The sequence below is a fragment of the Streptomyces sp. ISL-36 genome (assembly GCF_018614205.1).
In the GTDB taxonomy this organism is placed as follows: domain Bacteria; phylum Actinomycetota; class Actinomycetes; order Streptomycetales; family Streptomycetaceae; genus Streptomyces.
This window is the reverse complement of sequence record NZ_JAGGOS010000177.1, coordinates 1-19421: the sequence shown is the minus strand read 5'-3', so window position 1 is coordinate 19421 and position 19421 is coordinate 1. Positions and strand designations below refer to the sequence as shown.

Annotated in this window: 20 protein-coding genes; 7 read left to right on the top strand and 13 right to left on the bottom strand. The window is 72.8% G+C overall.

Going from position 1 to position 19421, the window contains the following annotated elements; all coding sequences use genetic code 11:
• From J7E93_RS34280 to J7E93_RS34265, 4 genes are all read right to left on the bottom strand, one after another.
• Positions 1 to 814: AAA family ATPase (locus J7E93_RS34280; RefSeq protein WP_215073949.1), on the bottom strand; the 814-nt coding region annotated here is incomplete at its 3' end.
• The gene (locus J7E93_RS34275; RefSeq protein WP_215073948.1) at positions 811 to 1983 is read right to left on the bottom strand and encodes an exonuclease SbcCD subunit D; all 1173 of its coding nucleotides are present in this window, start codon (positions 1981 to 1983) and stop codon (positions 811 to 813) included. The genes J7E93_RS34275 and J7E93_RS34280, both read right to left, overlap by 4 nt.
• Before the next feature lie 84 nt (positions 1984 to 2067).
• Complete coding sequence (locus J7E93_RS34270; protein ID WP_215073946.1) at positions 2068 to 2694, bottom strand: YigZ family protein; 627 nt, start codon at positions 2692 to 2694, stop codon at positions 2068 to 2070.
• Between the two features lie 49 nt (positions 2695 to 2743).
• Positions 2744 to 4255, bottom strand: coding sequence for a CdaR family transcriptional regulator (locus J7E93_RS34265; RefSeq protein WP_251067499.1), 1512 nt, complete (start codon positions 4253 to 4255; stop codon positions 2744 to 2746).
• Positions 4256 to 4430: 175 nt separating this feature from the next.
• On the opposite strand from J7E93_RS34265, the gene J7E93_RS34260 reads away from it, so the two are divergent.
• Together J7E93_RS34260 and J7E93_RS34255 are read left to right on the top strand one after the other, a co-directional pair.
• Positions 4431 to 5924, top strand: a complete 1494-nt coding sequence (locus J7E93_RS34260) for a long-chain fatty acid--CoA ligase (protein WP_215073945.1) — start codon at positions 4431 to 4433, stop codon at positions 5922 to 5924.
• A 78-nt stretch (positions 5925 to 6002) separates the two neighbouring features.
• Positions 6003 to 6434: a CoA-binding protein gene (locus J7E93_RS34255; protein ID WP_215073944.1), complete on the top strand. Its 432-nt coding sequence runs from the start codon at positions 6003 to 6005 to the stop codon at positions 6432 to 6434.
• On the opposite strand, the gene J7E93_RS34250 is transcribed toward J7E93_RS34255, so the two are convergent.
• Together J7E93_RS34250 and J7E93_RS34245 are read right to left on the bottom strand one after the other, a co-directional pair.
• A complete protein-coding gene (locus J7E93_RS34250) occupies positions 6427 to 6984 on the bottom strand; it encodes a YbaK/EbsC family protein (protein WP_215073943.1) in 558 nt (185 codons plus the stop codon). The two genes, J7E93_RS34255 and J7E93_RS34250, sit on opposite strands and share 8 nt — an antisense overlap.
• 44 nt (positions 6985 to 7028) lie before the next feature.
• Positions 7029 to 7601 (bottom strand): helix-turn-helix domain-containing protein, encoded by a 573-nt coding sequence (locus tag J7E93_RS34245; protein ID WP_215073942.1) that lies wholly within the window; start codon positions 7599 to 7601, stop codon positions 7029 to 7031.
• A 119-nt stretch (positions 7602 to 7720) separates the two neighbouring features.
• Between J7E93_RS34245 and J7E93_RS34240 the strand changes: the two genes are divergently transcribed.
• Positions 7721 to 8587, top strand: a complete 867-nt coding sequence (locus tag J7E93_RS34240) for a DMT family transporter (RefSeq protein ID WP_215073941.1) — start codon at positions 7721 to 7723, stop codon at positions 8585 to 8587.
• Positions 8588 to 8754: 167 nt separating this feature from the next.
• On the opposite strand, the gene J7E93_RS34235 is transcribed toward J7E93_RS34240, so the two are convergent.
• Positions 8755 to 9498, bottom strand: a complete 744-nt coding sequence (locus tag J7E93_RS34235; protein ID WP_215073940.1) for a DapH/DapD/GlmU-related protein — start codon at positions 9496 to 9498, stop codon at positions 8755 to 8757.
• 121 nt (positions 9499 to 9619) lie between these two features.
• Between J7E93_RS34235 and J7E93_RS34230 the strand changes: the two genes are divergently transcribed.
• On the top strand, positions 9620 to 10147 hold the full coding sequence (locus tag J7E93_RS34230; protein ID WP_215073939.1) for a gamma carbonic anhydrase family protein: 528 nt from the start codon (positions 9620 to 9622) through the stop codon (positions 10145 to 10147).
• A gap of 108 nt (positions 10148 to 10255) precedes the next feature.
• On the opposite strand, the gene J7E93_RS34225 is transcribed toward J7E93_RS34230, so the two are convergent.
• A complete protein-coding gene (locus tag J7E93_RS34225) occupies positions 10256 to 10906 on the bottom strand; it encodes a DedA family protein (RefSeq protein WP_215073938.1) in 651 nt (216 codons plus the stop codon).
• Between the two features lie 260 nt (positions 10907 to 11166).
• Positions 11167 to 11604, bottom strand: a complete 438-nt coding sequence (locus tag J7E93_RS34220; RefSeq protein ID WP_215073950.1) for a DUF4442 domain-containing protein — start codon at positions 11602 to 11604, stop codon at positions 11167 to 11169.
• Between the two features lie 143 nt (positions 11605 to 11747).
• On the opposite strand from J7E93_RS34220, the gene J7E93_RS34215 reads away from it, so the two are divergent.
• Positions 11748 to 12815 carry a hypothetical protein gene (locus J7E93_RS34215; RefSeq protein WP_215073937.1) on the top strand — a complete coding sequence of 356 codons (1068 nt, stop codon included), beginning with the start codon at positions 11748 to 11750 and terminating at the stop codon, positions 12813 to 12815.
• 128 nt (positions 12816 to 12943) lie between these two features.
• On the top strand, positions 12944 to 14365 hold the full coding sequence (locus J7E93_RS34210) for an MFS transporter (protein ID WP_215073936.1): 1422 nt from the start codon (positions 12944 to 12946) through the stop codon (positions 14363 to 14365).
• A 69-nt stretch (positions 14366 to 14434) separates the two neighbouring features.
• Here the strand turns inward: J7E93_RS34210 and J7E93_RS34205 are convergent, their stop codons facing one another.
• The 4 genes from J7E93_RS34205 to J7E93_RS34190 all read right to left on the bottom strand — a co-directional run bounded on the left by J7E93_RS34205 (position 14435) and on the right by J7E93_RS34190 (position 18551).
• The gene (locus J7E93_RS34205) at positions 14435 to 15331 is read right to left on the bottom strand and encodes a fused MFS/spermidine synthase (RefSeq protein ID WP_215073935.1); all 897 of its coding nucleotides are present in this window, start codon (positions 15329 to 15331) and stop codon (positions 14435 to 14437) included.
• On the bottom strand, positions 15297 to 16142 hold the full coding sequence (locus J7E93_RS34200; protein WP_215073934.1) for a patatin-like phospholipase family protein: 846 nt from the start codon (positions 16140 to 16142) through the stop codon (positions 15297 to 15299). Before J7E93_RS34200 ends, J7E93_RS34205 begins: the two co-directional genes overlap by 35 nt.
• 274 nt (positions 16143 to 16416) lie before the next feature.
• Positions 16417 to 17595, bottom strand: a complete 1179-nt coding sequence (tuf, locus tag J7E93_RS34195) for an elongation factor Tu (RefSeq protein ID WP_215073933.1) — start codon at positions 17593 to 17595, stop codon at positions 16417 to 16419.
• Positions 17596 to 17852: 257 nt separating this feature from the next.
• Complete coding sequence (locus J7E93_RS34190) at positions 17853 to 18551, bottom strand: DNA alkylation repair protein (RefSeq protein ID WP_215073932.1); 699 nt, start codon at positions 18549 to 18551, stop codon at positions 17853 to 17855.
• Between the two features lie 68 nt (positions 18552 to 18619).
• On the opposite strand from J7E93_RS34190, the gene J7E93_RS34185 reads away from it, so the two are divergent.
• A partial coding sequence (locus tag J7E93_RS34185; RefSeq protein WP_215073931.1) for a TVP38/TMEM64 family protein occupies positions 18620 to 19421 on the top strand: 802 nt, incomplete at its 3' end.

Here is a 19421-nt window from a genome sequence, read left to right as displayed (position 1 = left end):
CCTGCCGGCTCTCGGCGGCGGAGGCGGCCGAAGCCGCGATGTCGAGCGCCTCGCGCGCCTCTGAGCGGGCCAGGGCCGCCCAGGTGTGGACGGCTTCGGCGAGTCCCGGCTCGCCGGGCCGTTCCTCGACGACGGCGCCGCCCGCGACCTGCGCCATCCGGTGGGCGAGCGCCAGCAGCCGCTCGTCCCCCTCCCGTACCTGCTGCTCGGCCGCGCGCCGCAGATCGGCGAGGCGCTCCTCGACCGCCGCGAACCGGCGGGTGTCGAAGAGCCGGCCGAGCAGCTTGCCACGCGCCTCGGCGTCGGCCCGCAGGAAGCGTGCGAAGTCGCCCTGCGGCAGGAGCACCACCTGGCAGAACTGCTCCCGGCTCATGCCGAGGAGCTGGGTGATCTCCTCGCCGATCTCCTGGTGGGAGCGGCTGAGTCCGGCCCACTCGCCGGTCCCGGGGTCGTACTCGCGCAGCCAGCTCTGTGCCTTCTCCGTGGTGAAGCCGCCGCCCCGCTTCTTGGGACGCGGCTGTGCGGGGCGCCGGGTGATCTCCAACCGCCGCTCCCCGACGGTCAGTTCGAGGGTGACCTCGGTGTACGTACCGGCCGGAGCGTGGTCGCTGCGCAGCGAGGCGCCGGGGCTCTGCCGGGCGCCGGGCACAGCGCCGTACAGGGCGTAGCAGACGGCGTCCAGGACGGAGGTCTTTCCGGCGCCGGTCGGTCCGTGGAGCAGGAAGAGCCCGGCGGAGGAGAGGGCGTCGAAGTCGATCTCCTGCGTGGTGCCGAACGGCCCGAACGCGGTGACGGCGAGGCGGTGCAGTCTCACCGGCCGCTCACCTCGCGCTCCGCCGCGTCCACGCGTACGTCGTCGAAGGCTCCGTACAGCACCGTCCGCTCGGCACCGTCCGGTCCGGCGCCGCCGCGCACATGGGCCACGAAGTCCTCCGCGATCTGTTGGTCGCTGCGGTCCCGAAGCCGCTGCGCGTACGAGGCGAGCGGGTCGCCCTCGGTGCGCTCCGGTTCGAAGACCAGGCTGAGGGTGTGCGGGAAGCGTTCGGCGAGCCGGGCCATGGGGTCGGCCGGCCGCACGGCGTCGGTGAGCGTCGCCTCGACCCAGGACTGCTCGTGCCGTACGAGGGAGGGGTCGGCCAGCAGGTCGTCGAGCCGGCCCCTGATCCGGGCCAGCGCCCTCGGGACGGGGCAGTCGATCCGCTCGGCGGCGTCGATCCCGCCGTCCGGGCCGAGGTCGATCAGCCACATCGTCTTGCGGTGGTCGGCCTCGGAGAAGGAGTACGCGAGGGGGGAGCCGGAGTAGCGCACGCGCGGGGTGACGGCCTGGCTGCCGTGGAGATGGCCGAGGGCGACGTAGTCGACGCCGTCGAAGACTCCGGCGGGGACGGCCGCGACGCCGCCGACGGTGATGTCCCGCTCGCTCTCGCTCGGTTCGCCGCCGGCGACGAAGGCATGAGCGAGGACCACGGACCGGGTGGAGCCGGGCCGCTCGGCGAGGTCGGCGCGGACCCGGTCCATGGCGGCGCCGAGCACGGCCTCGTGCCCCGCCTTCTCGGCGCCGAACTGCTCGCGGACGAGGGCGGGTTCGAGATAGGGCAGGCCGTACAGGGCGATGTCGCCGTGGGCGTCCGTGAGCACGACGGGGGTGCCGACCCCCGCCGGATCGGTACGGAGGTGGATCCCGGCGCGTTCGATGAGTCCGGCACCGACGCCGAGGCGGCGCGGCGAGTCGTGGTTCCCGGAGATCATCACCGTGGGGACCCCGGCGTCGGCGAGCCGGTGCAGGGCGGTGTCGAAGAGCTCGACGGCGGTCAGCGGCGGTACGGCCCGGTCGTAGACATCCCCGGCGACCAGGACCGCGTCCACGTCTCGCTCGCGCACCGTGGCCACCAGGTGGTCGAGGAACGCGGCCTGGGCGTCGAGCAGGCTCACCCGGTGGAACGACCGTCCCAGGTGCCAGTCCGACGTATGCAGGAATCTCATGATCGGGGAGCGTATCGGTGGGGTCGGACATCGGTCCGGCGTTCGTGGATTGCGAGGGACGTCCCCGGTCCCGGCTTCGTCCGCTCAGGCATCGCCGTAGGCCTCGCCGCCGAGCTCCAGGCCCGCGGTGCCGGCCGTCGCGTCGGCGAGCCAGGCGCGGAACTCCGCCACGTCCGCGTCCGGCAGACCGATCTCGATGGTGACGGCCTCGCCGTACCGTACGTCGCGCACGGCCCGTCCGGTCGCCCGCAGATCGTTCTCCAGCTTGCCCGCGCGCTGGTGGTCGACGGTGACGGTGGCAAGGCGGAAGCGCTGCCGGGTCAGGGTGCCGAGCGCGTCGAGCGCCTCGCCGACCACGCCTCCGTACGCGCGGATGAGACCACCCGCGCCGAGCTTCACCCCGCCGTAGTAGCGGGTGACGACGGCGGCGACGTACCGCACCTCGCGCCGCAGGAGCATCTGGAGCATCGGGACACCCGCTGTCCCGCCGGGCTCGCCGTCGTCGCTCGCCTTCTGGACGGCCGCGTCGGCGCCGATGACGTACGCGAAGCAGTTGTGCGTGGCGGTCGGGTGCTCCTTGCGGATGCGTGCGACGAAGTCCTGCGCCTCCTGCTCGGTCGCGACGGGCGCGAGCGCGCAGATGAAGCGCGATCGGTTGATCTCGGTCTCGTGCGCACCCTCGCGAGCGAGCGTGCGGTACTGCTCCTGCATCCCGCCACCCTAGTCCGTCGCCCTCGGCCCGTAGGGAGCGGCACCCGTCTCAGGGGGTTACGGCCACGTCGGTCGGTCCGGCGTCGGACGGCACTTCGGCCTCCCGCCGCCCCGGAGTCGGATCCTGGACGTGACCCTCCGCGCCGCCGCCTGCCGGCTCGACCTCGCGTGACGCCGTGAGGCCGGCGTCCTGGGCGGCCCCGGCGAGCGGAAGGGCCCGTAGGGCCAGGGCCCAGCCGAGCCGGGTGTCGCCGGATTCGCTGGGCCGCCCGGTGAGCTCCGAGACGCGGCTGATGCGGTTGAGGACCGTGTTGCGGTGGCAGTAGAGCAGTTCGGCGGCCTTGGCGGCGGAGCAGCCGTTGTCCAGCCACACCCGCAGCGTCCGCAGCAGCGCCGCGCGCTCGCCGGTGGTGGCCAGGACGGGTCCGAGGTGGACCGTGACGATCCGGTCGGCGATGTCGCTCCGGCCGCTGAGCAGCACCTCCGCGAGCCGGTCGTCGAAGGCCGCCGCCTCGCCGCTGCCGACGGGGAGCGTACGGAGGGTCTGCTCGGCCAGCCGCAGGGCCCGGCCCGCCTGCGCGAGCCGTTCGAACTCCGGGGAGACCCCGGCGGTCGCGCCGGTCCCGTGTCGGAGCAGATCGAGCAGGGTGTGCGCGGCGTCGGCGCCGCGCGGCAGCCGGACGATGCCGGCGTAGCGGCCCGCGCGGGGGCGCCAGAACGACCACATGCCGCGCGCCTCCAGGACGGGCGCCGGGTGGGGCGGGGCGGCCGGGTCCTGGGCGGCGACCACGACGACGTACCGGTCGCGCGGCGGAACGCCCAGTGCAGCGGCGGCCGCCGCGGCGACGGCCGGGTCGTCGGCCCGTCCGTCGAGCACGGCTTCGAAGAGGGCGACCCTGCGGGTGTCCTGGCGGCTCTGCATCTCCAGCTGGGTCAGGCGGTACGCGTCGGACATGACGACCGAGTAGCGGTCGATGGTCTCCCACACGGCGCCCGCGACGTCGAGCTCGGTGTCCCTGCTGTCGGAGTCCCGACCGGGCCTGGCCCTCAGGTGCTCGGCCATCACCTGCCACAGGACGCGGCCGCCGCGGCGGTAGGCGCGCAGCACGGTGTCGAGCGGCACGTCCTGCTCGGCCCTGCGGCGGCCGGTCGCGCGGGCGGCGCGGTCGAGGTCGCCGCCGGTGGGAGGGAGACCGCCGAAGTCCTCCAGGGCGCGCATCAGGTTGTCGCGGACGAACTCCCACAGTTCGTCGTGGGTGACGGGGGTGCCGGAGGCGTAGGTGCCGCTGTGGGCGTGGATGTCGTCGACGGCCCGGTCGGTGAGCCGGTCGATGTCGTCGAGCATCGATGTGGCGAGCGTGCGCCGCAGCGCGCCCGCGGCGGAGGCGGAGCCCATGGGGCTGCGGGCCCCCGCGACCGCGGGAGCGGCACCGGCTCGTCCGGAGACGCGCCCCGCCCCGGTGCCGTCCGTCGGCTCGGTGCCGGCCCTCGACCCGATGCCGGGCCCCGTCCCGGTGCCCGGCCCCGCCTCGCTGCCGGGCCTCGCCGGTGTGCGTGTCATAGCCGCACCGTAACGGCTGGATTTGGCGAATGCCACGGTGCGAGGGATCCGAAGGGGCCATTGCCCAGATCGTGCGCGGACATGGTGGGCAGTTGCACATGGTGCGGCCCACCGGTCAGGAAGGATTCTGTGCGACGTCAGGCCCTCGTCAACGCCGTGTTTCCTGGAGCGTGCCATGTCCCTGAGCGTCGCCAACCTGCTGGGCGATTCCGCCCGCCACTTCCCGGACCGGATCGCGGTCGTCGAGGGGGCGGTACGGCTCACGTACGGGGAGCTGTGGAACGAGTCGCTGCGCTGCGCCGCCGGGCTCCGCGCGGCCGGCGTGCGGCCCGGGGACCGGGTCGCCGTGCTGCTGCCGAACACGACGGAGTTCCTGCGCGTCTACTACGGAGCGCTGGCGGCGGGGGCCACGGTCGTCCCCGTGCACGCGCTGCTCGTCGCCGAGGAGGTCCGCTACGTCCTGGAGCACAGTGGGGCGGTGGCGATCGTCAGCGGCGGCCCGCTGTGGGCGGTGGCCGAGGAAGCGGCGCGGGCCACCGGGGTGCGCGCCCTTCAGGGGGCGCCCCGGGCCGGGGAACCGCTGGCCACGCCGGAGCCGGCCGAGCCGTCCGACACGGCAGTGGTTCTGTACACGAGCGGCACGACGGGCCGGCCCAAGGGGGCGCGGCTCACCCATCGCAACATCGTGATGAACGCGTCCGTGACGTCGGAGGACCTGCTGGGTCTGGGCGCCGGGGACGTCGTCCTCGGCTGTCTGCCGCTCTTCCACAGCTACGGGCAGACCTGCGCGATGAATGGGACACTGCGCGCGGGGGCCACGCTGGTCCTGATGCCCCGGTTCAGCGGCCCGGTGGCGCTGGAGATCCTGGCCGAGGAGAACGTCACCGTCTTCATGGGGGTGCCGACGATGTACCACGCGCTGGTGGAGGCGGCCGCCGCGTCGGACCGGCGGCCGAAGGCGCTGCGCGCCGCTGTCTCGGGAGGCGCGGCGCTGGCCGTCGCCGTGCTCGAACGCTTCGAGGAGACCTTCTCGACGCAGGTTCTCGAGGGGTACGGCCTCACCGAGACCTCGCCCGTGGCCACCTTCAACCAGCCGCACATCGGCCGCCGTCCCGGAACGGTGGGGCACCCGGTCCGGGGTGTCGAGATCGGGGTCGCCGACCCGGCCGTGGAGGACGAGATCCGGCTCCTCGCGGACGGTGAGATCGGCGAGGTCGTCGTGCGCGGACACAACGTCTTCGCGGGGTACCTCGACGACCCGGCGGCGACGGCCGCGGCGATCGTGGACGGCTGGTTCCGCACGGGTGACCTGGGCGTGCGGGACGAGGAGGGTTTCCTGAGCATCGTGGACCGGAAGAAGGACCTGGTCATCCGTGGCGGCTTCAACATCTACCCGCGCGAGGTCGAGGAGGTCCTGGTGCGTCACCCCGCCGTCTCCGAGGTCGCGGTGATCGGCGTCCCCGACGAGGCGAAGGGCGAGGAGGTCTGCGCGGTGGTCGTCCTGCGCACGGACGCGGGCCCGGTCACGGCGGAGGACCTCGTCGACTGGTCGAAGAAGCACCTCGGCCGCCACAAGTACCCCCGTGTCGTCCGTTTCGTCGACGCGCTCCCGCTCGGACCGACCGGCAAGGTCCTCAAGCGGGCGCTGGTCTCCCCGCTCCGCCCCTGAGGCACACGGACCGGCGGGAATCACGGTGCGGCGCGGTTCGTTCTCGACAGTGACCAGCCGATCCGCGGGAGGCAGTACGTGACCACCGAGACGACCGACGCCGGGACCACCGAGTCGGACACCGTACGGAAGATCCTGACCGGCTCGGGTGACACCTGGGCCGTCGTGGGCCTCTCCTCGAACCGGGCGCGTGCGGCGTACGGCGTGGCGGCGGTGCTGCAGCGCTACGGCAAGCGGATCGTGCCCGTCCACCCGAAGGCGGAGACGGTCCACGGCGAGCAGGGCTACGCCTCGCTCGCCGACATCCCGTTCCCGGTCGACGTGGTCGACGTGTTCGTCAACAGCGAGCACGCCGGGCAGGTCGCGGACGAGGCGGTGGCCGTCGGCGCCAAGGCCGTGTGGTTCCAGCTCGGTGTGATCGACGAGGCGGCGTACGCACGGACCCGTGAGGCCGGACTCGACATGGTCATGGACCGCTGCCCGGCCATCGAGATCCCGCTCCTCAGCTGACGCCCAGGCCTTCCAGGACGACGGCGCCCGGCAGTTGGGCGAAGGCCTTGCCGGGCAGGATGAGCTTGCCGCGCCGCCGGCCGCTTCCGACGAGGACCCACTCGGTGTCGACGACGGTGGCGTCGACGAGGACCGGCCAGTCGGCCGGAAGGCCGATCGGGGTGATGCCGCCGTACTCCATGCCGGGCGCGCCGGTCGCCGTCTCCATCGGCGCGAACCGCACCTTGCGGGAGCCCAGATGCCGGCGGACGACACCGTTGACGTCGACCCGGGTCGCCGAGCGCACCACGCACGCGGCCAGGGTCGTCTCCTCGCCGCGCTTCCCCGCGACGATCACGCAGTTCGCCGACCGGTCGAGCAGGTCACGGCCGTGGTTCTCGACGAACGCGGCCGTGTCGGCGATCTCCGGGTCGGTGTCCACGTACAGCAGTTGATCGGCCGGTACGACGCCCTGCCAGGCGCGGACTGCGGCGGCGACCGGCTCCGTGAGCTGGTCCAGGCAGTCGGGGGCGGGTACGGCGTGGTCGAAGTCTCCGATGGGTGCGCGCATACCGATCACGCTAACAAGGCGCCCGCCACCGGGGTTTGGGCGTCTCAGCGTACGGGCGGGATGGAGACCGCCATGGTCAGCTCGACCTTCTCCCGGCCGTCGTTGCGGTAGGCGTGCGGCACGTTCGCCTCGAAGACGGCCGACGTCCCGGCCGGCAGGGTGTGTTCCTCGCCCTCGACGACCAGGGTGAGCACCCCCTCGGTGACGTGCAGCAGTTCGGTCGTGCCGTCGGGGTGGGGGTCGGAGGCGCTGCCGTCGCCGGGCATCAGCGTCCAGGACCAGAGTTCCAGCGGCCCGCGCGCCTCGGTGCCGACCAGGAGGGTGGTGTGACTGCCGGTGGAGGTGGACCACATGCGCACGGCCTGGCTCGGCGGGACGAGTCGGACCTGGGGGCCCTGCTCGTAGTCGAGGAGCGTGGTGATCGAGACCCCGAGGGCGTCCGCGAGCTTCACGGTGGTGCCGACGCTGGGATTCGTACGGGCCTGCTCGATCTGGATGATCATGCCGCGGCTGACGCCCGCGCGGGCGGCGAGCGCGTCCAGCGTGAAGCCGCGTTCATTGCGCCACCGCTTCAGGTTCCGCGCGAGCGATTGCGTGAGCTGATCGAGGTCGGACACATTCCGTCCAATATTTTGGATGACAGAGTTCAGCAGACTGCACTACGGTGTGGTCTACCGCAGTGTACTCAGCTGTACACCGCACTGTACTGCGAGAACCGCCCCCTGCGAGGAAACACATGACTGCGCTGTTCGCCCTGGCCACCGCCCTCCTGTGGGGGCTGGCCGACTTCGGCGGCGGGTTGCTCACCCGGCGCATGCCGGCCCTGACGGTCGTCGTCGCCTCCCAGCTGGTCGCGGTTCTCGTCCTCGGCGCGATCGTGGTGGCCACCGGAGGGTTGAGCGAGGCGGGACCACAGCTCTGGTACGCGGCCGCGGCGGGCGTGGTGGGTCCGGTGGCGATGCTCTGCTTCTACAAGGCCCTGGCCCTCGGCCCGATGGGCGTGGTCTCCCCGCTCGGCTCGCTCGGCGTCGTCGTTCCCGTCTCCGTGGGCCTGCTGCTCGGCGACCGGCCCGGGCTGCTCCAGTTCGCCGGGATCGGCGTCGCCGTGGTGGGCATCGTGCTGGCCGGCGGCCCGGAGCTGCGCGGTGCGCCGGTGCAGCGCCAGGCGGTGCTCCTCACCCTTGTCGCCGCCTTCGGCTTCGGCTCGGTGATGGCACTGATCGCCGAGGCGTCCTCGACCCTGACCGGGCTCTTCCTCGCACTCTTCGTACAGCGGGTCACCAACGTGGTGGTGGGCGGCGGCGCGCTGTTCGTCTCCGTCAAGCGGGGCGGCCGGGTGCTGCCCGAGGGCGGCGGCATGAAGGCCGTCCTGGCGGCCCTTCCGGCGCTCGCCTTCGTGGGCCTGGCCGACGTCGCCGCCAACGGTACGTACTCGATCGCCGCGCAGACCGGTCCCGTCACCGTCGCCGCCGTACTGGCCAACCTCTATCCGGTGGTCACCGCGCTGGCCGCCCGCGGGGTGCTCAAGGAACGGCTGCGGGCGGTGCAGGCCGCGGGCGCGGGCCTCGCCCTGGTCGGCACGGTGCTGCTCGCGACCGGCTGAGGACCGTCGATCGACGCCGGCCCTCGGCGACGGCGGGTCCGACTTCCGCGACGGCGTCAGCCCTCCACAGCACCGTCCGACCTCTGTGAGGACGGCAGCCCTCCGCCAGCGCCGTCCGGCCTCCGCGAGGACGTCAGCCTCGCCCGCGGTCTCACTCCGCGAGGACGTCAGCTCTCCGCGAGGTCCCACTCCGCGAGGGCGGCGAGCTGCTCGGACGTCACCCCGTCCGGGATCGGCACGGGGGGCGGCGTACGCAGCGGCGGCTGCCAGCCGTTCTCCGGGTCCCAGCTCCGTACGACCCTGGCCGGGGCCCCGGCCACGACCGAGTGGTCCGGCACCTCTCCCCGTACGACGGCGCCCGCCGCGACCACCACATTGCGCCCCAGCCGCGCGCCCGGCAGGATCACCGCCCCCGTGCCCACCCAGCAGCCCGGTCCGATCTCGACCGGCTCCGAGCGCGGCCACTGGCGGCCGACCGGCTCGTGGGGATCGTCGTAGCTGTGGTTGGTCGAGGTGATGTAGACGTACGGGCCGCAGTACGTGTCGGAGCCGATGGTCACCATGGCGTCGGCGATGACATGGCTGCCGCGCCCCAGGACGACGCCGTCACCGAGGGTCAGGATCGGCGCGGGGCCGAGGTCGAGGCCGGGGAGCATGCCCGCGGTGAGCGTGACCTGCTCGGCGATGATGCAGTGCTCGCCGATCTCGATCCAGGGCTCACCGAAGACCGTGCCCTGAGGGAAGGCGAGCCGTGTCCCCGCGCCCAGCCGCCGGAAACGCAGCTTCCCGGGGTGCTCGGCGGTGACCGCGCCCGCCTGCTGCACCCAGCGCCGGCCACCCTGCAGGGCGTGGGCTACCACCCGGCGCCGCCAGGCGGTGAGGGATGAGAACGTGTTTCTGTTCCTGCGCACCCGCACACGGTAGTCGCCGCCGTCGCGCCTGGTCACCGGGGTGCCCTGTGATGTCCGTCATGGGCCGCGACTAGTGTTCCCTCCAGGCGTGACGCAACCGGTGAAGGATCAGGAGCGGACGATGACAGAGGCGTTGATCAAGGGTGTGGGCGGCAAGGAGCCGAAGGTCGATCCGACCGCCTTCACCGCCCCGACCTCCGTCGTGCTGGGTGACGTCACGCTCGGCGCCCGCGCCAGCGTCTGGTACCACGCGGTGCTGCGGGCGGACTGCGGCCCCATCGCCGTCGGCGAGGACTCCAACATCCAGGACAACTGCACGGTCCACGTCGACCCGGGCTTCCCGGTCACCATCGGCGACCGGGTGACCGTCGGCCACAACGCGACCGTCCACGGCTGCACGGTCGAGGACGACGTCCTCGTCGGCATGGGCGCCACGATCCTCAACGGGGCCCTGGTCGGAGCGGGGTCGCTCATCGCCGCCCAGGCGCTGGTGCCGCAGGGGATGGAGATCCCGCCCGGTTCGCTGGTCGCGGGAGTCCCCGCCAAGGTCCGGCGCCCGCTGACGGAGGAGGAGCAGGCGGGCATCCGCCTCAACGCGGAGATGTACCTGCACCTGGCGAAGGGCCACGCCGAGGCCTTCGGCGACTGAGACCCCCGCACAGGGAAGGGCGCGGCACCCGCACGGGCGCCGCGCCCTTCTCCGTCTCCGTACCGCCGTCTCCGTACCGCCGCCGCCGTACCGCCGCCGCCGTTGTCGTCAGTCGGCGACCGGCACCGGCTCGGCGGCCGGCGCCTCCGCCTCGGCCGCCGCCTTCTTCGCGCGGTTCTTCAGGATCAGCATCGAGGCGAGGCCGATCACGACGGCGAGCACCAGCCCCAGCCACGAGAAGCGCTTCAGCCACGCCTCGGCGACGACACCCACCGAGTAGATGACGGCCGTGGTACCGCCCGCCCAGAGGATTCCGCCGAAGACGTTGGCGATGAGGAACTTCCAGTACGGCATGCGCAGCACGCCCGCGAGCGGACCCGCGAAGATCCGCAGCAGGGCGACGAAGCGGCCGAAGAAGACCGCCCACATGCCCCACTTCTCGAACGACCGCTCGGCCAGCGCGATGTTGCCCTCGCTGAAGTGCTTGGGGAACTTCTTCCCCAGCCAGACGAGCAGCGGCCGACCGCCCTTGCGGCCGATCGCGTAGCCGATCGAGTCCCCGATGATCGCTCCGGCCGTGGCGCAGGCACCGAGGACGTACGGGTTGATGTCGCCGTGCTGCGAGGCGAGCAGCGCCGAGCTCACGAGGACGATCTCGCCGGGCAGCGGGATGCCCAGGCTCTCCAGCCCGATCACCACTCCCACCAGCGCGTAGATGGCGACCGCGGGGATCGTCTCCAGCCACTCCTGGACGTGCAACGCGGATTCCTCCCGTATCGACCGTGTCGGCCCGAAGCCGCTGCGCGCGCGGCGTCGCGCATGCCGGGGAAGCGTACCTGGTCGCGGAGAACGGACGCCCGTCCCGCGACCGGGCACATGACCGCCGGCCGCCGGGGCGCACCCCCGCCCCGGGCCCACGCGCACGACCGCCCTCGACCCAGGCGCGACGACCCCGGGCCCACGCGCACGACCGCCCCCGCACCGGAAGCGGTGCGGGGGCGGAAGGCGGCGACCAGGGGTCAGGAGTTCGGGCGCAGGGTCCAGACCACCGTCATCTCGCCGGTCACGGCGCCGTCCTCGCGCGTGATCTCGATCCGCACGGGGAACTCAGGGCGCTCACCCGCGTCCAGCTCGGCGACGACCTCGGCGGCCGGGCGGCCCAGCGTGGCGTTGGCCGTGACGACACCCATGGCGAGCTTCTTGTAGCCGATCTCGGCCTTGACGGCGAGCGGAACGGCGCGGCCGAGCTGGTCGCCGAAGGCGGCGAGGACGATCGCGCCACTGGCCGACTCGGCCAGCGTGAACATGGCTCCGGCGTGCGGGCCGCCGACATGGTTGTGGTAGTCGGCCTGGTCCGGCAGACGGACGACGGCACGCTCGGAAGTGGTCTCCAGGAACTCGAGGTTGAGGGTCCTGGCCATGGGGACCGTGGCGGCGAGCATCTCGCCGACGGACATCTGGTCTGCGCTCATGCGCCGATGTTACCCACGAGTAGGAGCGATGGCCATCCCCTGAACCGTCCCCCGTCGGGTTCCCCCGGGTGGTCCGCGCGGGGACCGGGCGTAGCAGGCTCTCCGCCGCACCTCTATGGTTACTGGCCATGTGGCCAGGACAGCAGCCGCCCGGGGGCGAGCAGAACCCGCAGGACCAGAACCCGTATCAGCAGCCGGGCTATCCCCAGCAGCCGAACCCGTACCAGCAGCCGGGATACCAGCAGCAGCCCGGCTATCCGCAGCAGCCGCCGACGCAGCCGGGCTATCCGCAGCAGCCTGCGCAGCCCGGGTACCCGCAGCCCAACCCCTACCAGCAGCCGACCGTGCCGCAGTACGCGATGCCGGGCCCGCCGCAGGGCGGACCGGGTGACGGCAAGAAGAAGCAGACGACGCTCATCGCCATCGTCGCCGCGACCGCCGTGGTCGTCGCCGCCGGTGTGACGGGCTACCTGGTCCTCGGCAAGGACGACGACAAGAACACCCACGCCGGAGACGATCCCAAGCCCTCCGTGACCGCGCCCACGTCCGCCGCCCCCTCTCCCTCGCTCGACAACCCGCGCGACGACGCCGGGCAGCAGCCGACGATCCCGGGCTGGAAGGTCGTCCACAACCCGAAGTACGGCACTCTGTTCGACGTACCGCCGGAGTGGGAACTGCTGAAGCCCGGCTCCATCACGTTCTTCGAGGACGAGAAGAAGGGCGACGGCAGCCCCGTCGTCACCATGTCGGCTCCCGCGCGGTTCAAGAGCAAGTGGTGCACCTTCGACACCGACAAGAACGGCTCCGAGGACACCTGGGGCCTGAGCACCGCGGGCACGAAGGGCGGCCAGGGAGCCAAGAACACCTCGGAGGCGGCGTACAACGAGGCCGGCAACTGGGTGTGGGCCGGCTACGCCCAGCACATGCCCAAGGGCACCATCAAGATCACCAAGGCCGTCCCGTACACGACCAAGTCCGGCCTCGTGGGCAGTCTCGCCACGGCCACCGCCCCGGGCATCAAGAAGCGGAACAAGTGCGAGTCGGACGGCAAGTCCGTCGCGTTCTCCTTCAAGAACTCCAAGGGCGACTTCTCGTCGTTCGTGCTGTACGCGGCCGACGGGGTCAAAGAGGAGCTGCCGGACGCCACGATCCAGCAGATCCTCTCCACCGTGCGACTGGCCCCGGCGTCGTCCTGACGCCGACACCGACACCGACACCGACACCGACGCCGCTGTCCTGACTCCGGCCGGGACGAAGTCGTCGAGGCCGGAGTCGTCCGGTAATCGGTTTGGCAGGAGGCGGCGGCGACAGGGATAGTCCCGGGGTGAGAACCTCCGCCGCCTCCCCCCGCACACCGCTGCGCTCCCGCCGCCCCGAGTGGGCGGGCCGCAACTATCTGCTGCTGACCGCCGCCGCGATCATCACCAACCTCGGAACCCACGGGGCCCTGATCGCGGCGGCGTTCGCCGTTCTCCAGTCCGGCGGCGACGGCGGTGACGTGGGCCTCGTGGCGGCGGCCCGCACGCTACCGCTCGTCCTCTTCCTGCTCGTCGGCGGCGCGGTGGCCGACCGGATACCCCGGCACCGGGTGATGGTCGCGGCCAACGCCCTCAACTGCGTCTCACAGGCGGTCTTCGCGCTCCTCGTGCTCACGGGCGACCCTCAGCTGTGGCAGATGATGCTGCTGACCGCGCTGTGCGGAACGGGGCAGGCCTTCTTCAGCCCCGCCGCCGAAGGCATGCTGATGTCCAGCGTCAGCGGTGAGCAGGTCAGCCGCGCCTTCGCCCTCTTCCGGATGGCGATGCACGGCGCCGGCATCGGCGGAGCCGCCCTCGGCGGCGCGATGATCGCCGCCGTCGGCCCCGGCTGGGTCCTCGCCATCGACGCGGCGGCGTTCGCCCTCGCAGGCGCGCTCCGCGCCTTCCTCGACGTCAGCCACATCGCCGAGCGCGCGGCGAGCGGCGGACTGCTCGCCGATCTCCGCGAGGGCTGGCAGGAGTTCATCGGCCGCCCGTGGCTGTGGTCGATCGTGGCCCAGTTCTCCATCGTCGTGGCGCTGGTGGGCGCGGCCGAGTCGGTGTACGGACCGCTGGTCGCCAGGGACCACCTGGGCGGCGCCCGGCCCTGGGGGCTCGCGCTGGCCGCCTTCGGGGTCGGCACCCTGATGGGCGCGCTGCTGATGATGCGCTGGAAACCGCGCCGCATGCTGCTCGTCGGCACCCTGGGCGTCTTCCCGATCGCCCTGCCCTCGGCGGCGCTCGCGGTGCCGCTGGACGTGGTCGGGCTGGCGGCCGCCATGTTCGTCAGCGGTGTGGCCATCGAGGTGTTCGGCGTGGCCTGGATGACCACGCTGCACCAGGAGATCCCGGAGGAGAAGCTGTCCCGGGTCTCCGCCTACGACTGGTTCGGCTCGACGGCCATGCTGCCGCTGTCCACGGCGCTCGCGGGTCCGGCGGAGAGCCTCTTCGGCCGGCGCGAGGCGCTGTGGGGCTCGGCGACGCTGATCGTGGTGGTGACGGCGCTCGTCCTGCTCGTCCCCGACGTGCGGAATCTGACGCGCCGTACGAAGGAGGTCCACGGTCCGGCCCCGGCCCCGGCCCCGGCCAACGCCGCGCTGCCCGGCCTGTCGACCGCGACGGTCGCCACGACCGCCTCGACCGCCACGACCGCCTCGACCGCCACAGCCGCTGCCGCTGCCGCTGCTGTCACGACCGCCGAAGATCCGACGGACCGCTCCGGCACCTGACGGCACAGGACGCCCGCCCGGATGACGGAGGGGCGGCCACTCCGACGGAGGGGCCGTTCCGACGGGGCCTCAGCCGACGCTGAACGCCCCGTCCGGCGGTACGGGTGACGGCACCGCGTCCGCGTCGCTCACCGGGCGGGCGTCGCCGATGAAGCGGGCGAGGGACGCCCCGTACTCCACCCGCGCGGGGAAGGCGTCCGCCGCCGTGCGCCGGGCCAGCCGGGCGGTGTCGATGTCCCGGTCGGAGGCGACCAGAACGGCGTTCCCGAAGCGCCGGCCGCGCAGCACGGCCGGTTCGGCGATCAGCGCCAGCTCGGGGAAGACACCGGCGAAGGTGGCCAGTTGGGAGCGGAGGAAGGCGAACGGCGATCCGTCGGCCAGATTGGCGGCGTAGATCCCGCCCGGCCGCAGCACCCGCCGAGCCTCGCGCGCGTACTCGGCCGACGTCAGATGCGCGGGCACGCGCGAGCCCCCGAAGACGTCGGCGATCAGCACGTCCGCCGACGCGTCGGGCGCGTTCTCCAGCCAGCTGCGGGCGTCCGCGCCGTGCACGATGACACCGGAGTCCTGCGGCAGCGGAAGGTGCTCGGTGACCAGGTCGAGCAGCGCCCGGTCGGCCTCGACGACGTCCTGGCGTGAGCCGGGACGGGTCGCGGCGACGTAGCGGGGCAGGGTGAGCGCCCCGCCGCCGAGGTGCAGCACGTCGAGAGGAGCGCCCTCGTCGGCCACGCCGTCGATGACATGGGCGAGCCGGCGCGCGTATTCGAATTCGAGATGCGTGGGCGCGTCCAGGTCGATGTACGACTGAGGAGCGTCGTCGACGGTGAGGAGCCAGGCCCGTTCCCGGTCGACATCGGGCAGGAGCCGAGCCGTTCCGCCGTCGACGTCCCGGATGACGGGGATCTGCTCGTTCGCGCTCTCGTTCACGCCCTCATTGTGCCCACACCGCGGCCACGGCCTCCGCATGGGCGGCGGCCTGGGCCCGTCCGGCACGGGCGGCGGGACCCCGTCGGCTCGGATCGAGCGCGCCCCGGCCGAAGGCCTGCTTGGAGGCGGCGTCCGGTGTGATCACCTCGACGCGTGCGCCGGTCCCGGCCAGCGCCGCGCCCTGGCGCGCCGGAGAGGCGATCGCCTTGTTGCCGGAGGCGTTGGGGGCGATGACGACGACCCGGTCGTGACCGGCGGCGAGGTGCGCGTTGGCGGTGGAGTGGACTCCCCCGTCGATCCACCGGCGGCCGTCGACGGTGGCCGGCGGCCACAGCCCCGGTATCGCGCAGCTCGCGGTCACGGCGTCCACGAGCGGGGCGCCGTTCGCCGCGTCGAAGGCGGTGAGCTCACCGGTCGAGGCGTCGACGGCGGTGATGAGCAGCCGGCGCTCGGGCCACCGCGTCACCGGGCCCAGCCGACGGGCGACGGTCTCCCGGCGGGCGGCCTCGTCGACGGTGGCGGCACCGAGCGCGAGCCGGCCGAGCTTCCGCCCGTACATCTCGGGGGTACGGGAGGTCAGGACGGCGGTCGTGTAGCGCAGGATCGTTCCCGCGCCGAGCCGCGCGGCGGGCTCGCCCGGGGAGTCGTCGAGCTGGCCCTCGTACAGCTCGGCCAGGGTGAACCGCCCCGAAGCGAACAGCGCTCCGACGACCGCCCCCGCCGAGCTGCCGACGATGAGATCCGCCGTGGACAGGTCGATCCCGGACTTCGCCAGACCGAGCAGAACGCCGATCTCCCAGCCCGCACCCACGAGTCCGCCCGCGCCCAGTACCAATGCTCTCCGCGTCATGATCCCAGTCTGGCGGAGCCGGTCGGGCCCGCATCCCGCCGGGGGCGGAATGCGGGCCTCCGGCCCGCTCGACGGTGGGCCGGGCCCGAGCCGACCGAAGGCTGCCCAGTGGCGTCCCGCCGACCGACGGCCGGTCAGGCCCCCACCGACGACGACCGTGCGGCGAAACTGGTCGACCGACGGTCGGTGGGGCCCCGTCAACCCGGCGGTCGGTCAAGCCCCATCAACCCGCGGTCGGTCAGGCCCCGTCAACCGACGGTCGGTCAGGCCCCCGTCAACCGACGGACGTGACTGTCCCGGCGCCGACCGTGCGGCCGCCCTCGCGGATCGCGAAGCCGAGGCCCGGCTCCAGCGGTACGTCCCTGCCGAGTTCGACGGTCATGGTGACCGTGTCGCCGGGGCGGGCGACCGCCGCCTGGCCGAGGTCGACGTCGCCGACGACGTCCGCGGTCCTGATGTAGAACTGCGGCCGGTAGCCGGTGGAGACCGGAGTCGTACGGCCGCCCTCCTTCCCCGACAGGACGTACACCTGCGCGGTGAACCGCCGGCTCGGCACGACGCTGCCCGGCGCCGCCACCACATGGCCGCGGCGTACGGCGTCCCGCGCGACCCCGCGCAGCAGCAGCGCCACGTTGTCCCCCGCCTCGGCGGACTCCATGGTCTTGCCGAAGGTCTCGACGCCGGTGACGACCGTCTCCGTGTCCGCGCCGAGGACCTCCACACGGTCGCCGACCTTCACCGTGCCGCGCTCGACCGCGCCGGTGACGACCGTGCCACGGCCGGTGATGGTCAGGACGTTCTCGACGGACATCAGGAACGGCGCCTCCACATAGCGCACCGGCATGGGCACATAGGTGTCCACCGCGTCGAGCAGCGCCTCGATCGCCCCGGTCCAGCGCGGGTCGCCCTCCAGGGCCCTCAGGCCGGAGACCCGCACGACGGGGACGGTGTCGCCGCCGTAGCCGTGGGCGGTGAGCAGCTCCCGTACCTCCAGCTCGACGAGGTCGGTCAACTCGTCGTCCCCGGCGTCGGCCTTGTTGAGCGCGACGACGATGTGGTCGACGCCGACCTGACGGGCGAGCAGGACTTGCTCGGCGGTCTGCGGCATGATCCCGTCGAGCGCGGACACCACGAGGATCGCCCCGTCGAGCTGAGCCGCGCCGGTGACCATGTTCTTGACGTAGTCCGCGTGTCCGGGCATGTCGACGTGGGCGTAGTGGCGGGTGTCGGTCTCGTACTCGACGTGCGCGATGTTGATGGTGATGCCGCGCTGGGCCTCCTCGGGCGCGCGGTCGATACGGTCGAACGGGACGTAGGAGGTGGCGCTGCCGGTCCCGCGCTCGCTGAGGACCTTGGTGATGGCGGCGGTCAGGGTGGTCTTGCCGTGGTCGACGTGCCCCATGGTTCCGATGTTCAGGTGCGGCTTGGTGCGCACGTATGCCGTCTTGGGCATGGTTCGCTCGTTCCTTGAGCTCGAAGCGTGTGGCGGGGACCCCGGGGCCGGACCGACCCTCCCCCTGCGGGGTCCGCCGGACGATCCGGGGAGGGTCAGCTTCGGGCGCCGTCGAGTGCGACAGCGCAGAGCGCGGGGAGGACGACGGCAGCCTTCGGCGCGGCCGCGACTGCGGGCCGTGCTGCGAGGAAGGCGTACCGGAACATGCCTACGATCATGGCCGGGCGGGGCGCCGGCGTCGAACGATTTTCGTGGCGTCAGAGGTTCTTGAGCGCCTCGCGCACGGAGAGGGGTGAGAGACGGCCCCGATGCTGCGCGACGAAGGCGCGGACGTCGTCGGGGTCGGTCTTGGCGTACTCGCGCAGGGCCCAGCCGATCGCCTTGCGGATGAAGAAGTCGGCGTGGCCGGCCCGGCGCAGACAGTGGGCGAAGAGCCGCTCGGCGTCGGTGGCGTCCCTGAACCGGAGTTGGTGCAGGAGCGCGGTGCGGGCGACCCAGAGGTCGTCGTCCTCGATCCACTCGTCCATCCGCACGGCGAGCGCCGGATCGGCGGCGACGAGGCCGCCGACCACGTGGGCGGCGAGGTGGTCGACCGTGTCCCACCAGGAGACGGTGGTGACGAGCCGTCGGGCGACGGGCAGAAAGCCGGAGGAGCAGCGGGTGACGTACCGGCGCAAGTAGTCGACGGCGAAGTAGTGGTACTCGCGCTCGGGGAGGGCGAAGCAGCGCAGGGCGACGGCCGCGCAGTCCGCCTCGTCGGGGCGCGCGGCGCCCTGGAGGACCGTACGGGAGAGAGCGCGCCGCTCGGGGGTCCGGATGCCGAGGAAGGGGGCGATCCCCTTCATGTAGGCGATCTGTTCCTGTGCCCGGAACGGGTCGCCGGCGGTGGGGTAGACCTCCGTGAGGCGGGTCAGCACGGAGTCGGCCAGAGCGCTGTCGGGGACGCCGGTCGTCATGCGTCTCACACTACGGCGGATGACGGACATTACGGCGATCACATGTGCTTGTCGGTTAGTCTCCCCGGATGCTCGACCCCGTCACCCGGCCGCCGGGCTCCCTCGCTCTTCGCTGTTCCCGGGCGCTACTCTCGCCCTGGTCGCGACTGTCCCTGCTCGCCGTACTGCTGCTGAGCGCAGCGACGACGGTGGTGCTGTACGAACCCCAGCGGCTGCTCGCGGCGGGGTGGCCGCCGCAGATGAGCGGCGCGGGCGCGGTGGTGCTGTTCGGGCTCGCGTACGGGCTGTGCACGGCGGCCTTCGTGCCCCGGCCGATCCTGAACCTGGCTGCCGGCGCGCTGTTCGGGGCGCAGGCGGGGCTGGTGTCCGCGGTGGCCGGGACGGTTCTGGGGGCCGGGATCGCGTTCACCCTCGGGCGGGTTCTGGGACAGGGCGCGTTGCGGCCGTTGCTGCGCGGTCACTGGCTGAAGGCGGCGGACGGGCAGCTGAGCCGGCACGGCTTCCGTTCCATGCTGGCCATCCGGCTCTTCCCGGGGGTTCCGTTCGCCGCCGCCAACTACTGCGCGGCGGTCTCCCGTATGGGCTACCTGCCCTTTCTCCTGGCGACGGGGATCGGCTCCATCCCGAACACGGTGGCGTACGTGATCGCGGGCAGCGAGGCCGGTTCACCGACCTCGCCCGCGTTCCTGGTCTCGATGGGGTTCATCGTCGTGTCCGGCCTGGCCGCGGCGATCGTCGCCTGGCGCAAGCGCCACGGCCTGCGCTCGGCGATCCCGACCACGCCCGGGGCCGAGGGCGGGATCGGGGCCGCGGGCGGGATCGGGGCCGCGCCCGGGATCGGGGCCACCCCCGGGGCCGAGCGCGCGCCGG